A 13451-nucleotide genomic window follows, 5' to 3' on the forward strand; every position below is an offset into this window, starting at 1 on the left:
GGCAGGACCTTCCATGACCACGATGATGAATCCAATGGCGCCGTCCGCCGCCCCGGCCGGTGTGGGCGGGGTGGTGCGTCACACCTGCTGGGTGCCCATGCGCGACGGCGTGCGCCTGGCCACCGATGTGTATCTGCCGGCCGGCCACACCGGCCCCCTGGCGGTGCTGCTGGAGCGCACACCCTACGGCAAAGACGAGCCCACCCGGCGAGAGCGCACCGCCGCCAACCCCGCACCCCTGCGGCGCGGCGAGGTGGCCGAGCGGTTTGCCCGCGAGGGCTACGCGGTGGTGGTGCAGGACTGCCGGGGCCGCTTCGACTCCGAGGGGCAGTTCACCAAGTACCTGGGCGAGGCCCACGACGGCGCCGACACCATGGCCTGGATCGTGGCGCAGCCCTGGTGCAACGGCTCCGTGGGCACCTACGGCCTGTCGTACGCGGCACACACTCAGACGGCGCTGGCCAGCCAGCGGCCCGCCGGGCTCAAGGCCATGTTTCTCGAATGCGGCGGCTTTGCCAATGCCTACCGGGGCGGCATCCGCCATGGGGGCGCTTTCGAGCTCAAGCAGGCCGTGTGGGCCCTGCGCAATGCGCGCAGCGGAAGCAACAGCCTGAGCGACGCCGCGCGCCAGGCGCTCGACCAGGCAGACATCGGCGAATGGTTCTTGCGCCTGCCCTGGACGCGCGGCGATTCGCCGCTGCAGTGGGCGCCCGAGTACGAGGACTATCTCTTCGGCCAATGGGAGCGCGGCAGTTTCGATGACCACTGGCGCCAGCCCGAGCTGTATGCGGCAGGCCACTACGGCGCCTTCGAAGGCGTGGCCGTGATGCTGATGTGCGGCTGGTGGGACCCCTATGCGCAGACCACGACCGACAACTACCTCGGACTCTCGCAGCGCGGACAGGGCGATGTGCGCATGGTGCTGGGCCCCTGGACGCATGGCGAGCGCAGCGTGCCGTACGCGGGCGATGTGGACTTCGGCCGCGATGCGGTGCTGGATGGCACGCTTGCACCCGACTACGTGCACATGCGGCTCGCGTGGTTCAACCACTGGCTGCGCGGGCAGCCGCTGCCCGCGGGGCAGGACGATGCCGTGCGCTACTTCCGCATGGGCGGGGGCACGGGGCGGCGCACGCCGCAAGGCCGGCTCGACCATGGCGGCGTCTGGCGCAGCGCGGCCCGCTGGCCTGTACCGGCGACCACGCTGGTGCCCTGGTACCTCGCGCCGGGCGGGCTGCTGTCGCAGTCCGTACCGCAGGCCGAGGCCCAGACCGGTTTTTGCTTCGACCCCGCAAGGCCGGTACCCACCATCGGGGGCTCCGTCACCTCGGGCGAACCGCTGATGGTGGCCGGTGCCTACGACCAGCGCACGCACGACGGGCTGTTCGGTGCGCAGGCGCCGTTCGGGCCGCTGGCGGGCCGGGACGACGTGCTGGTGTTCCAGACGCCGCCGCTCGACGGCGATGTGGAGATCACCGGCCCGGTGACCATCGCGCTGTGGGTGTCGTCCACCGCACCCGACACCGACTTCACGGCCAAGCTGATCGACCAGTACCCACCCAGCGAGGACTACCCCGAGGGGTATGCGATGAACCTGACTGACGGCATCCTGCGCTGCCGCTACCGCGACTCGTGGGAGGAGCCGGGGCTGATGGCGCCTGGCGAAGTGGTGGAGATCACCATTGAGCCCATGCCCACGTCCAACCTCTTCCGCCGGGGCCATCGGATACGGCTCGACATCTCGAGCAGCAACTTCCCGCGGTTCGACGTCAACCCCAACACCGGCGCTCCGGAGGGCAGTGCGGGGCCACGGGTGGTGGCGTTCAACACCGTGCACATGGGGCCGGGGCGTGCGTCCTGTGTGGTCTTGCCGATGCAGCCCATGGCGTCTGCCGAGGACTCCCCCGCGCGGTGACCCAGGGCGCCCGGGCGGCGGCTCAGCGGCGCGTCGCCGGGGGCGCCGCGCCGCGCCAGCGCGACACGCTCTCCATGATCAGCACCGTGCACACCATCCACGTGCCGCCCAGCAGCCAGCCTGCCAGCACATCACTGGCGTAATGCACGTGCAGCACCACACGGCTCCAGCCGGTGGTGAAGATCAGCGCACCGGCCAGCACCACCGCAGGCAGGTGCCAGGCGCGGGGCAATAGCCGCGTGGCCAGGTAGGCCAGCATGGCGTAGGCCACCATCGATGCGCTGCTGTGCCCACTGGGAAAGCTGTAGCCGCTGGCCTCGGCGATGCCGTGCGTGTGCTCGGGCCGCACGCGCTCGAACAGACGCTTCAGCACCTTGGTCAACGCGCCGTTGCCCGCCATGGCCACCAGCCAGCCGGTGGCCAGCAGGCGATGCCGGCGCAGCCACAGCAGGGCGGCCACGCCCAGTGCCAGCGCGGTCAGCACCCAGGTGTCGCCCAGGTGGGTGAGGGTGGCAAACCATTGCAGCACGGCGGCGGATGCCTGTGCTTGCAGGCCTGCGGCCAGTGCGTCGTCCAGTGTGCCCCAGGTGCCCGGGGCGCGCCCGCTTTCGGCCAGCTCTGCGAGCGCGGCACCTGCCAGAGCCAGCGTGCAGGCCGATGCGGCCATGGCGGCCACCAACACCCAGCGCGCTTGCGCTGGAAACATGCGGCCCAGCGGGGCGCCTGCGTGTTGTCGCAGGCGGCGCAAGCCGGTCAAGGCGACGCTACCCAGCAGGGCAAACGACAGCACGCCAGCCATCCACCAGCCCAGGGGGTGTTGCGCCAGCAGGGCGCCGATGTCGCTGGCGGCCAAAGCGCTGGAGGTTGTGGTCATGGAGATAGTGGGTCCTTTCTTTGGATGCACCCGCAGGGCGGGCGGCCCATGGAGAGAAGCCGTGGGTTGTACCGAAGTTCCCAGCATCCCGTTGCATGGTGGGTGTATTGCATCGCCGCTGCCGCTGTCGGAGCCGGCTGACAAAGGGTAGGCGTGGCTACCGGCTGCACGGGGGTCAGCCGTTTGTCACCATGGAGTGCCCTGCAATCCTTGTTGGCGCTCATGGTGTGGTGTGGGCCTGCGGGCTCGCCCGGTCGCTGCGATTGGCTCAGCGCGGTGTGGGGTTGCTCTTGTTTGTTGCAGAGTTTTTGAATGACACCTTTGGAACACACCCTCCCTCCCCAGCCCCGTGGCCCCATCCATCTGGTGGTGCCACAGCGGCCAGGTGCCGACCTGGACCTGCTGCGCGCCAAGCTCGAAGGTGTGCCTGCCCTGCAGGCGCACGACGTGGTGTGGCACGTGCCTGACCGGCGCGCCGACATCGTGCAGCTGGCCGAGCAAGCCGCCCAGGCCGCGCAGGATGATGGCGGACTGGTGGTGGCCGCCGGGGGGGACGGCACCATCAACGCGGTGGCGTCGGCCGCGCTGCGCGCCGGGGTGCCGCTGGGGGTGGTGCCCATGGGCACCTTCAACTATTTCAGCCGCGAGCACGGCCTGGCGCTGGACCCCGAGACCGCCGTGCAGGACCTGCTGCAGGCGCTGCATGCCGGGGACCTGCGGCCGGTGCAGGTGGGGTTTGTGAACCGCCGCATGTTTGTGGTCAACGCCAGCGTGGGCCTGTACCCCAAGATGCTGGCCGACCGCGAGATGGCATCGCGCCGCTTTGGCCGCAAGCGCTGGGTGGCCATAGCGGCGGCGGTGTGGAGCCTGTTTCGTCCCGCATCGGGCCGCCGCTGGCGCGTGGTGATGAAGACGCACCAGGGCGCCGAGGCGCAGCAGGAGGAGCATCTGGTCACCACCCTGTTTGTGGGCAATAACCCCTTGCAGCTGGACCGCATGGGCCTGCCGCAGGCGCAGAAGGTGGCAGACGGCGGGCACTTGGCCGTGGTGATGCTCAAGCCCCAGGGGCGCTGGGCCATCGCCCGCACTGTGTGGAACGCGGCCACCGGCCAGCTCGACAAGGACAACGCGGTGGTCAGCATGGCGTGTGCCGAGCTGACCGTGGCGCCCGCCAGCTGGCGGCCCCCGCAGGTCAAGGTGGCGTTTGACGGCGAGCGGGAGTGGATGGCTCCACCCCTGCATTTCCGCATCAGTGCGCGGCCGCTGTGGCTGGTGGCACCGAGCCCGCTGGTGCGCGATGGCGCAGCGCAGACCCCACCACCAGAAGAGACCGCTTTCGCAGCCTCCGCAACCGACACGCCTGCGCCCGGCACTACCCCCGCCCCCGGCTTGCTGCCTGCATGATGGTGCCCCCCGTGCGCCAGCCCACTGCCTGCGACCACCTGCCATGACTGTTTTGATGCACCTGTCGGACTTGCACTTCGGTGCGCACGACCCGTTGGTGTGTGCTGCTGTGCAGCGGCTGGCGCAACGCCTGGGGGTGGCCATGGTGGTGGTGTCGGGCGACCTCACGCAGCGCGCCACGGCCGAGCAGTTTGAGCAGGCCGCGCGGTTTGTGCAGGGCCTGCATGCGCGCAGCACCCTGGTGCTGGCGGGCAACCACGACCTGCCCCTGTTTGCGTGGTGGATGCGCTGGGGCCGTTCGTACGAAAGGTTCTCCGAACAGTTCGGCATGGACCAGGAGCCTGTACGGCAGATGGGAGCGTTCTACGTGGTGGGTGTGAACACTACCCGTGCCTGGCGGCACGAGCGCGGCAGCCTGTCGTCTGCCCAGATCGAGCATGTGGCGCTGCTGCTGGCGCGTGCACCCCCGGGTGCATGGCGCATTGTGGCCAGCCACCACCCGCTGGTGGCGCGCGACGCCGAGGACCATGACCACCGCCCCCACCGCGCCGACGAAGCCGTGGAGCGCTGGCGCATTGCCGGTGCGCAAATGCTGCTGTCCGGCCACGTGCACCAGCCGCGCCTGTTGCAGCCGGTACCGGGGCTGTGGGCCAGCAGCGCGGGCACGGCGGTGTCGCACCGCCTGCGGCACGGCAGCCCCAACAGCCTGGTGGTGCTCAGCACCGAGGCATCGGGCGCCGCGCCAGACGGCCAGGCGAGGGTGGCGGCACGGTGGGACTATGACGGCGCGGTGGGCGAGTTTGTGTGTGTGGACCGGGTGGCTGCCAGGTGACGGCGGAAGACGCATCAATTGCTATGTTGTTGATAGCATTTGATACATATGGATGTAGCGCTTCAAGCCAAAAAGATCGAATTTTTCTACCGGGAAGCGCTGCGGCGCTGCTGGCACGCCCCACACCGGTTTGCTGATAGCGGGCAGGTGCCGCTGACCTCGCTGTTGCTGCTTTGCCCGGGGTGTTTTCACCGGTTGACCAGCCGTGGGGCGGCGCCTATTCTGGGTGGTGAATGGCAGGCATTGCCTTTAGAACCTGTTCAAGATCTGGAGCAGGTTCTTACCCCACCCACAAAAACCCGGCCGCTCCACGCCCCAGACCTCCATGCACAAAGAATTCCACCACGACGCTGTGCGCCGCCTGCAGGCGCTGATCGAACGCGAAACCGGCAAGCCGCTGGGCGAGGCGGCGCAGGCCGAGATGGCGGGCATCCTGCACGGTATGGAAAACCCCGAAGGTGCTGCCGCCAATGGCCTGGAGGTGGCGCCGCGCGAGGTCACCATCCTGCTTGCCGACCTGCGCGGGTTCACTGCGCTGTCGGGCTCACAGCCTGCGTCGGTGGTCATTGCGGCGCTCAACCGCTGCCTGGCACGGCTGTCGGAGGTGGTGTTCAAGTACCAGGGCACCATCGACAAATTCATGGGCGACTCGATCATGGTGCTGTTCGGCGCCCCGGTGGCCCGCGACGACGATGTGGACCGCGCGCTGCTGTGTGCGGTGGAGATGCAGATCGCCATGCGCGAGCTGAACCTGGCCCACCTGACCGAGCGCCTGCCGGAGGTGTTTCTGGGCATTGGCGTGAACACGGGCACGGTGATGGCCGGGCGCTTTGGCTCGGATGTGTATTCCGAATACACGGTGATCGGCGAGGCCGTGAACCTGGCTTCGCGGATTGAGGCGCTGAGCCTGCGGGGCCAGGTGCTCATCAGCGACTCCACCTACCAGCGCTGCTGGGGGCTGGTGTCGGCGTCTGCGCCCATGCAGGTGTTCGTCAAGGGGCGCACGCAGCCCGTCAGCCTGCGCGAGCTGATCGCCATCCCGTCGCACAAGCTCAAGGTGCCCCGCCAGGAGTTCCGCCGGAGCCACCGTGTGGACGCGCGCCTGCCCTGCCTGTGCCAGCGCATGCAGGACAAGATCGTGGTGCCCCACATCGTGCACGGTGCCATCCGCGACATTGGCTACCACGGCCTGCTGGTCGAGCTGATCGAGCCGCTGGAACCCCACAGTGAGATCAAGCTGGAGTTCGAGCTGCCGCTGGTGGACTACCGCGTGGCCGATGTGTATGCGCGGGTCATCACCCTCAAGCAAGAGGGCGACGAATGGGTGGCCGGGCTGGAGTTCACCTCCATCAGCGCCGAATGCCGCGCCAAGGTACAGATGTTTGTGCAGCTGCTGGTGGCGCACTGACGCGCGCGCACACCGCACCGCTGGCCGTTCAGCATCCCAGCAGGCTGGCGAGATCGGTCAGGTCCTTGACGTGCAAGTCATTGCCGGGCTGCGGCGACACATCCTTGGGCTGTGCCACGCCAAACTCGTGTGGCCGTTCGATGTACGCCGTGCGCAGGCCACAGCCCCGCGCAGCGGCCAGGTCGTCGTGGTGCGCCGCCACCAGCGCCACCTGCTGTGGTGGCAGGTCAAACACCCGCGCCACGCCCAGGTAGGTGTCGGGATGCGGCTTGTAGGCCTTGAACACCTCGGCGCTCAACACACAGTCCCAGGGCAACCCGGCGCGCTTGGCCATGTTGGCCAGCAGGCCGATGTTGCCGTTCGATAGCGTGGTGATGGTGTAGCGCTGCTTGAGCCGCGTCAGCCCCTGCACGCTGTCGGGCCAGGCACGGAGCCGGTGCCACGCGCGGTTGAGGTGGTGGCGCTCGGCATCGCCCAGGTGTGCCAGCCCAAAGCGCGGAAGGATCTCGTCCAGGATCTGCCGGTGCAGGGCATCGATCAGCGTCCAGCCCTGTTCGCCGCGCATCACCCGCGCCATGGCGGGCTGGTAGCCCGCGCGCCACGCCAGTGCAAACGCATCGGCATCCACCTGGGGATAGAGTGCCCGCACCTCGCGCGCAATGCTGCCGTGCCAGTCCACCACGGTGCCAAAGATGTCGAAGGCCAGCACCTGCACCTGGGCAAAGGGATGGTCGGCAGGCAGGGCAGTGGGGTTGGTGGATGGGAGGGTGTTCATGCGCCCATCGTAGATGGCGGCGGCCAGCCCTCGTCCCCACTGCGGCATTGCCGCCACACTGCGCACAAAGGGCTGGAGCGCTACCCGCAGCTTGCGCTACATTGGCTGCGGGCTGGCCTTTCTGCCAGCCACGTCGCTCGGACGGTTCCGGGCGCTTACGTGAAAGTCACACCGCATGTCTGCATCGCAGGGCAAGCGCCGTTTTGCGCGCATCGATCGCCTCCCTCCCTACGTCTTCAACATCACTGCCGAGCTCAAGCTCGCCGCCCGCCGCCGGGGCGAAGACATCATCGACATGAGCATGGGCAACCCCGACGGGGCCACGCCACCGCACATCGTCGCCAAGCTCACCGAAGTGGCCCAGCGGCCCGATACCCACGGCTACAGCGCCAGCAAAGGCATCCCGCGCCTGCGCCGCGCCATCAGCCACTGGTACAAAGACCGCTATGCGGTGGACATCAACCCCGATACCGAGGCCATCGTCACCATCGGCTCCAAGGAGGGCCTGGCCCACCTGATGCTGGCCACGCTGGACCGGGGCGACACCGTGCTGGTGCCTGACCCGAGCTATCCCATCCACATCTACGGTGCGGTGATTGCCGGTGCCGACATCCGCAGCGTGCCCGTGGCGCCCGATGTGGACTTTTTTGCCGAGCTGGAAAAGGCCATTCGCGGCAGCTACCCCAAGCCCAAGATGATGATCTTTGGCTTCCCGAGTAATCCCACGGCGCAGTGCGTGGACCTGAGTTTCTTCGAGCGCGTGATCGCCCTGGCCAAGAAGCACGACATCCTGGTGGTGCACGACCTGGCCTATGCCGACATCGTGTACGACGGCTACCGCGCGCCCAGCATCATGGAAGTGCCCGGCGCCAAGGACGTGGCGGTGGAGTTCTTCACCCTCTCTAAAAGCTACAACATGGCTGGCTGGCGCGTGGGCTTCATGGTGGGCAACCCCGACCTGGTGTCTGCCCTGGCCCGCATCAAGAGCTACCACGACTACGGCACCTTCACGCCCCTGCAGGTGGCCGCCATTGCCGCGCTGGAGGGTGACCAGCAGTGCGTGAAAGATATTGCTGCCCAGTACCAACGCCGCCGTGACGTGCTCTACAAGGGGCTCATCGAAGCGGGTTGGGCGGTGGACTGCCCAAAGGCCAGCATGTACATCTGGGCCCGTATCCCCGAGCCCTACCGCGCGCTGGGTTCGCTGGAGTTCGCGCGGCAGTTGCTGGACAAGGCCAAGGTGTGTGTGTCGCCTGGCATTGGGTTTGGCGACCAGGGGGACGAGTACGTGCGGTTTGCGCTGATCGAGAACGAGGCGCGGATTCGGCAGGCGGTGCGGGGGATTCGTGCCATGTTCAAGGCGGATGGGTTGTTGAAGCTGCCCCCGGTGATACCCGCCTGAGAAAGGCGCCGCAAGGCGGCGCTGAAACCCGTTGCAACGACTGCTTACGGCATCGGCGTGCGCCGCCGCGTAGACTGCGGCGCATGTTTCTGGACTACAACCCCGACGACCTCGACGTCACCATTTCCGAACTGCTGGTGGCCACCAGCGACGCTGCCGACCCCGACCTGCCAGCGGCTGTACCGCAGGTGCTGAAGCTGCTGCGCACCCGCCTCAACATGGACGTGGCCTTCGTGTCCCAGATCACCGAGGGGCGCAGAACCATTAAGGCGGTGGACAGCGCCGCAGACTTTTCCGCAGTGCAGCCGGGCAGATCGGACCCCGTGGAGGAAAGCTGGTGTCAGTGGGTGATCGAGGGGCGCTTGCCTGAAGCGATCAAGGACGCCGGGCCCCTGGTGGTGGCGGGCCGGGCACCCAACCCCGGCTTTCCCATCGGCACGCATCTGAGCACGCCGGTGCGGCTTTCGGGCGGGGAGATATATGGCACGTTGTGCTGCTTCAGCCGTGGCGTGCAGGCCGACGTGGACATCGGCCGTCTGCGGTACACAGCTGACCTGCTGGCCTCCAGGCTCACACTGGATCCCGGGCAGCGCTGACCTCCTGCAGGGCAGTGTTGATCGGCTCCTTACATCGCCCAGATCCGGGGTGCTTCCCCTTCCAGCGACCACATCGCCTGGCGCCACGCCACCCGCACGGCCTTGAGCAGTTTCATCGCGGGCTCCACCTGCGGCGCCAGCACGCGCACCACCACCATGCGGTCGTTGGGGCTGGTGGCGCCTGCGGTGGCCTTGACCAGGGGGTGCTGATCCATCACCGCACGGGCCGCGTCCAGTGCGGTGTCGCGGCGCGTCCGGTCAAGTGGGGTGCCTGCGGCAAAGAACATGCTGGCCATGCAGCGGTGGCCCCCCAAGCCCAAGGGGCTGCTCAGCAGCCGGTCATCGGCGGCGTCGACGACGCCGCGCTCCAGCCACAGGCCGGGCACTTCCAGGTGCTGGGTGAAGCGGCCTTGTTCAAACGGCTGGCCCGCGTGCGGCAGGCCCAGCGCGGTCACGTCCCAGGCGATGCATTCTGCGCCGGGGGCCAGGTTCAGCGTGAGGTGGTTTTCAGCGTGGCAGGCGCTGTAGCACAGGGCCTCCAGCGGCAGCCATTCCAGGCGCGCGCCTTCGGCCAGGGTGAGGTGGCTGCGCTGCAGTGCCAGCGGGCCGGTGGAGCGGTAAAAGCGCGTGGCGCCGGGCGTGGTGACCAGGCCGTGGGCGCCTGGGCCCACGGTGGCGGTGATGTCCAGCGTGTCGCCGCCCACCAAGCCGCCGGGCGGGTGCACCAGCACGTTGTGGCAGATGGCGTCGCCCTCGGGGTACAGGCTTTGCAGGATGCGCAGCGGCCCGTTGTGCTCGTAGCGGGCTACCGTGCGGGCGTTGTGTTCTGCCGTGTAGTCGAGCTGAAGGCGGGCGTGCCAGGGCATGTTTCGATGGTTTGCTACTAAATGAGTAGCTGATTATGCCCTGCAGGCAAGCGGTAGAGGCCCGTGGGTGCGACACGCGCCACCCGTTTTCTCTACGCTGTTTGGCGTACAGGTGTCTGCACGGGGGCTGTGGGTTCGGCCGTGTACCAGCTGCGCAGCTTGCCCGGGTTGAGCAGGCCCTGGGGGTCAAAGCGGCGCTTCATGCCCACCACGGCCGGGTCCAGGTTGTTCTGCTTGCCGTCTTCTACGATGTACACGTGCGGGTTGTTGATCTGCACGCCGTGGTCGCGGTAGATCTGCATGATCTGGTTCAGACGCTCTTCGGTGGTGTAGCGGATGATCTGCAGGCCGCTGCAGTTGAAGGCGCCCTCCTTGGTGCGCAAGAACTCCAGATGCATCATCACCTCGCCTTTCAGCGCGGCCTCCAGCGCCTTCACCTGCTTGAGGCGGTGCACGGGGTTGAAGCCGCTCTGGATGTAGGTCAGGCCCTTGTCCACCTTGAGGGCGTGCAGGGTGGTGTGGTTCCAGGTGTATTCGAGCAGCGTCTTGTGGCTGCTGGCCACTTCGTCGGCCGTCTTGCGGTAGGTGACCTGGCCGCCGTGCTGGGCCACCATGTCGCGCATGCCGGCCTCGGAGTGCGGGGCCACCAGCAGCAGCACCGCGTGCTGGTCGGCAGGCAGGTGCTCTGCCAGACTGGTGAAGTACTGCGGGATGGGCGCGGCCAGAAAACACACCTCTTTTTTCTCCAGCCCGGGCGCGCTGCCAAAGCGGTCGGCAAACTCCAGCGCGGCGTCAAACTGCCCGAAGGTGGCGATGCATTCGGTCCATGCCACGGCAGGGGTCAGCGCTACCTCCAGCTCCAGCACGATGCCGTTGGTGCCGTAGGTGTGGTGCAGCAGCATGGCCTCGGGGCCTCGCAGCTCGATGATTTGGGGCTCGGGTTCCACCGTCATGGCGCGCACGGCCAGTACGTTGCCGGGCGCGGCCAGCGGGCCGTGGTTGATGGAGCCCGCACCGCCAAAGCCGCCGCCGAACAGCCCCCCCAGCGTGGCGCTGCGGTAGGTGCTGGGCAGCCAGCGCAGCTCTTGCCCCTGGGGCTTGGACTGCGCATCAAAGTCTGCCAGCCGGATGCCCGATTGCGCGCGGCCCACGCCGCCGCGCACCCAGCCAAACGCGTTGTAGCCCGACAGGTCCAGGATCACGCCGCCGTGCAGCGGTGTGCTCTGGCCATAGTTGCCGGTACCGCTGCCGCGCACGGTGAGCGGAATGCCCGCACTGGCGCAGGCGGCCACCACTTGGCGGATTTCTGCTTCGGTGCGCGGGCGCACGGCAATGTCGCCGCGCTTGCCCGCCAGATCGCGCTTGAGCACGGGGCTGAACCAGGCGAAGTCCTGCGAGAGGCGGCCCACGCGCAGCGGGTCGGCAATCCAGTCGAGGTCGGGCAGCAGGTCGGGCAGTTGGTGGGCGGTGGTGGTCATGTCGTTATCTCCTAGAGGCCGTTTGGGGGCAAAGGGGGGCCTGCACCGCGCAATCTGAAGGTCATGCGCGGTGTGGTGTCGGAAGTGGTGGGTTCAGTCCTGCGAGTTTTCGGAGGCGTGCCAGCCGCCCAGCGCCAGTCGCGTGAGCCATGCCATCAGCACGAACAGCGCGACACCGGTGAGCGAAATCAGCAGCAGTGCAGCAAACATGCGCGGGATGTTGAGCTGAAATCCCGCCTGCAAGATCTGGTACGCCAGCCCCGCACCCTGGCCCCCGGTGCCCGCCACAAACTCCGCCACCACGGCGCCGATGAGCGCCAGGCCGCTGGAGATGCGCAGCCCGCCAAAGAAGTAGGGGAGCGCGCTGGGGATGCGCAGGCGCAACAGCGTCTGCAGCCGCGTGGCGCGGTTGAGCTGAAAGTAGCTTTGCAAGTCAGGCTCCACGCTGCGCAGGCCCAGCGTGGTGTTGCTGATGATGGGGAACAGGGCGACCAGTGCGGCGCAGATCACCATCGATGCCGTCGGGTCCTTGACCCAGATGATGATGAGTGGTGCCACGGCCACGATGGGCGTGACCTGCAGCAGCACGGCGTAGGGGAAGAGCGCGGTCTCGATGCGTTTGCTCTGGACAAACAGGAACGAGATCAGCACGCCCGCCACCGTGGCCACCACAAAGGCCAGCACCGTGATCTTGACGGTGACCCACAGCGAGCCGCCCAGGGCGGCCCAGTCGGTGAACAGCGTCTTCATCATCAGGATGGGTGAGGGCACCAGGTAGGGCGGTAGCTCCATGGCCGTGACCAGCCCCTGCCAGAGCGCGATCAGCACCAGGCCGACCAGCACGGGGTAGACCACGCGCTGCACGCGGGGTTGGGCCATGAGCGGCGGGCGTTTGGGTGTGGCCTTGGCGGCAGGTTTGGCAGCGACTGGTGCAGGCGCTGAGCGCGGGGCGGCTGCGGGGTGGGCGGTGACCACGGGCGACGCCATGGGTGCGGAAGGGAAAGGGGTGCTCATGCCACGGTCTCCTCGGTGTCCACGCTGGCGCGCAGCAGGCTGTCTTGCAGCAGCTTGGCGTAGCGGCTGAATTCGGGCGAGACCATGAAGTCGGCCGTGCGGGGGTAGGGCGCATCGATGCGGAACTCTTCGACCACGCGGCCCGGGCGCGCGGCCATCATGACCACGCGGCTGGAGAGGAACACCGCCTCGTGGATCGAGTGAGTCACAAAGATCACGGTGAGCTTCTTCTTGCGCCACAGATCCAGGAGGTCGGCGTCGAGCTTGTGGCGCGTGATTTCGTCGAGTGCGCCAAAGGGCTCGTCCATCAGCAGCAGGTCGGGCTGGGTGACCAGGCCGCGCGCGATCGATACGCGCATCTGCATGCCGCCCGACAGCGCACGAGGCAGGGCGTTGGCAAACTTGGACAAGCCCACCAGTGCCAGCGCTTCGGTCACGCGCGCATCGGCTTCGGCGCGAGGCACGCCCGCCAGGTCCAGCGGAAGGCGCACATTGGTCTGCACACTGGCCCAGGGCATGAGCGTGGGCGACTGGAAGACAAACGCCATCTTCTTGCCGCTCTCTTCCAGCTGCGCCACGGGCTTGCGCCACAGGTGCAGGCGGCCGTCGGTGGGCTCCAGCAGCCCCGCCACCATTTTCAGCAGCGTGCTCTTGCCGCAGCCCGAGGGGCCGAGCAGGGTGACGAACTCGCCTTCCTCAATGGTCAGGTCCACCGGCAGAAGGGCCTGCGTGCCGTTGGGGTAGGTTTTTTCGGCGGAGAGCACCTCCACGGCGGGCGTGGAATGGTGCACCGGTGCCTGGGCGTGTGCCAGCGGTGGAGATTCAGCGGGGGATGTCATGGTCGCCTTTCGATGGATGCGGCCGGGCGTGGGAGGGCTGCGCACCGG

The 13451-nt window shown here is 67.8% G+C and carries 12 protein-coding genes and 1 pseudogene; 6 read left to right on the forward strand and 7 right to left on the reverse strand.

The features are described 5' to 3' along the window. Positions 1-13: 13 nt before the first annotated feature. Positions 14-1915 carry a CocE/NonD family hydrolase gene (locus ACT531_RS07540; RefSeq protein WP_476017023.1) on the forward strand — a complete coding sequence of 634 codons (1902 nt, stop codon included), beginning with the start codon at positions 14-16 and terminating at the stop codon, positions 1913-1915. A 22-nt stretch (positions 1916-1937) separates the two neighbouring features. On the opposite strand, the gene ACT531_RS07545 is transcribed toward ACT531_RS07540, so the two are convergent. Next, positions 1938-2789, reverse strand: a complete 852-nt coding sequence (locus ACT531_RS07545; protein ID WP_476017024.1) for a phosphatase PAP2 family protein — start codon at positions 2787-2789, stop codon at positions 1938-1940. A 312-nt stretch (positions 2790-3101) separates the two neighbouring features. Here ACT531_RS07545 and ACT531_RS07550 point away from each other — a divergent pair. Next, positions 3102-3428: pseudogene (locus ACT531_RS07550) on the forward strand (diacylglycerol kinase family protein); the annotation flags it as partial. On the opposite strand, the gene ACT531_RS07555 reads toward ACT531_RS07550, so the two are convergent. Next, the gene (locus tag ACT531_RS07555; RefSeq protein WP_353937047.1) at positions 3422-4039 is read right to left on the reverse strand and encodes a hypothetical protein; all 618 of its coding nucleotides are present in this window, start codon (positions 4037-4039) and stop codon (positions 3422-3424) included. The pseudogene ACT531_RS07550 and the gene ACT531_RS07555 sit on opposite strands and share 7 nt — an antisense overlap. A gap of 197 nt (positions 4040-4236) precedes the next feature. On the opposite strand from ACT531_RS07555, the gene ACT531_RS07560 reads away from it, so the two are divergent. Both ACT531_RS07560 and ACT531_RS07565 read left to right on the forward strand, forming a co-directional pair. Next, the gene (locus ACT531_RS07560) at positions 4237-5025 is read left to right on the forward strand and encodes a metallophosphoesterase family protein (protein ID WP_476017025.1); all 789 of its coding nucleotides are present in this window, start codon (positions 4237-4239) and stop codon (positions 5023-5025) included. 325 nt (positions 5026-5350) lie between these two features. Beyond that, entirely contained in the window at positions 5351-6433 is a 1083-nt protein-coding gene (locus ACT531_RS07565) for an adenylate/guanylate cyclase domain-containing protein (RefSeq protein WP_056060658.1), read from the forward strand. Positions 6434-6461: 28 nt separating this feature from the next. On the opposite strand, the gene ACT531_RS07570 is transcribed toward ACT531_RS07565, so the two are convergent. Beyond that, positions 6462-7208 carry a haloacid dehalogenase type II gene (locus tag ACT531_RS07570; protein ID WP_476017026.1) on the reverse strand — a complete coding sequence of 249 codons (747 nt, stop codon included), beginning with the start codon at positions 7206-7208 and terminating at the stop codon, positions 6462-6464. Positions 7209-7383: 175 nt separating this feature from the next. Between ACT531_RS07570 and alaC the strand changes: the two genes are divergently transcribed. Together alaC and ACT531_RS07580 are read left to right on the forward strand one after the other, a co-directional pair. Continuing rightward, a complete protein-coding gene (gene alaC, locus ACT531_RS07575; RefSeq protein WP_288851485.1) occupies positions 7384-8610 on the forward strand; it encodes an alanine transaminase in 1227 nt (408 codons plus the stop codon). An 83-nt stretch (positions 8611-8693) separates the two neighbouring features. After that, positions 8694-9206 (forward strand): GAF domain-containing protein, encoded by a 513-nt coding sequence (locus ACT531_RS07580; RefSeq protein WP_056060666.1) that lies wholly within the window; start codon positions 8694-8696, stop codon positions 9204-9206. 29 nt (positions 9207-9235) lie between these two features. Here the strand turns inward: ACT531_RS07580 and ACT531_RS07585 are convergent, their stop codons facing one another. The 4 genes from ACT531_RS07585 to ACT531_RS07600 form a co-directional block, all read right to left on the reverse strand. Further along, positions 9236-10072, reverse strand: coding sequence for an urease accessory protein UreD (locus ACT531_RS07585; RefSeq protein ID WP_476017027.1), 837 nt, complete (start codon positions 10070-10072; stop codon positions 9236-9238). 92 nt (positions 10073-10164) lie between these two features. Further along, entirely contained in the window at positions 10165-11550 is a 1386-nt protein-coding gene (locus tag ACT531_RS07590; protein ID WP_476017028.1) for an FAD-binding oxidoreductase, read from the reverse strand. Between the two features lie 93 nt (positions 11551-11643). Next, entirely contained in the window at positions 11644-12564 is a 921-nt protein-coding gene (locus ACT531_RS07595) for an ABC transporter permease (protein WP_476017029.1), read from the reverse strand. Next, positions 12561-13403 carry an ABC transporter ATP-binding protein gene (locus tag ACT531_RS07600; RefSeq protein ID WP_476017030.1) on the reverse strand — a complete coding sequence of 281 codons (843 nt, stop codon included), beginning with the start codon at positions 13401-13403 and terminating at the stop codon, positions 12561-12563. The genes ACT531_RS07595 and ACT531_RS07600 overlap by 4 nt, the downstream gene beginning before the upstream one ends. Positions 13404-13451 lie beyond the last annotated feature (48 nt).

It is taken from the genome of Acidovorax sp. DMC1, assembly GCF_056314325.1.

Bases quoted from the DNA above. Each gene is read 5' to 3' on its own strand.
- ACT531_RS07590 (WP_476017028.1), bottom strand. From the start codon at position 11,550: ATGACCACCACCGCCCACCAACTGCCCGACCTGCTGCCCGACCTCGAC.
- ACT531_RS07580 (WP_056060666.1), top strand. From the start codon at position 8,694: ATGTTTCTGGACTACAACCCCGACGACCTCGACGTCACCATTTCCGAA.
- ACT531_RS07570 (WP_476017026.1), bottom strand. From the start codon at position 7,208: ATGAACACCCTCCCATCCACCAACCCCACTGCCCTGCCTGCCGACCAT.
- ACT531_RS07595 (WP_476017029.1), bottom strand. From the start codon at position 12,564: ATGAGCACCCCTTTCCCTTCCGCACCCATGGCGTCGCCCGTGGTCACC.
- alaC (WP_288851485.1), top strand. From the start codon at position 7,384: ATGTCTGCATCGCAGGGCAAGCGCCGTTTTGCGCGCATCGATCGCCTC.
- ACT531_RS07600 (WP_476017030.1), bottom strand. From the start codon at position 13,403: ATGACATCCCCCGCTGAATCTCCACCGCTGGCACACGCCCAGGCACCG.
- ACT531_RS07565 (WP_056060658.1), top strand. From the start codon at position 5,351: ATGCACAAAGAATTCCACCACGACGCTGTGCGCCGCCTGCAGGCGCTG.
- ACT531_RS07540 (WP_476017023.1), top strand. From the start codon at position 14: ATGACCACGATGATGAATCCAATGGCGCCGTCCGCCGCCCCGGCCGGT.
- ACT531_RS07545 (WP_476017024.1), bottom strand. From the start codon at position 2,789: ATGACCACAACCTCCAGCGCTTTGGCCGCCAGCGACATCGGCGCCCTG.
- ACT531_RS07560 (WP_476017025.1), top strand. From the start codon at position 4,237: ATGACTGTTTTGATGCACCTGTCGGACTTGCACTTCGGTGCGCACGAC.
- ACT531_RS07555 (WP_353937047.1), bottom strand. From the start codon at position 4,039: ATGCGGAAATGCAGGGGTGGAGCCATCCACTCCCGCTCGCCGTCAAAC.
- ACT531_RS07585 (WP_476017027.1), bottom strand. From the start codon at position 10,072: ATGCCCTGGCACGCCCGCCTTCAGCTCGACTACACGGCAGAACACAAC.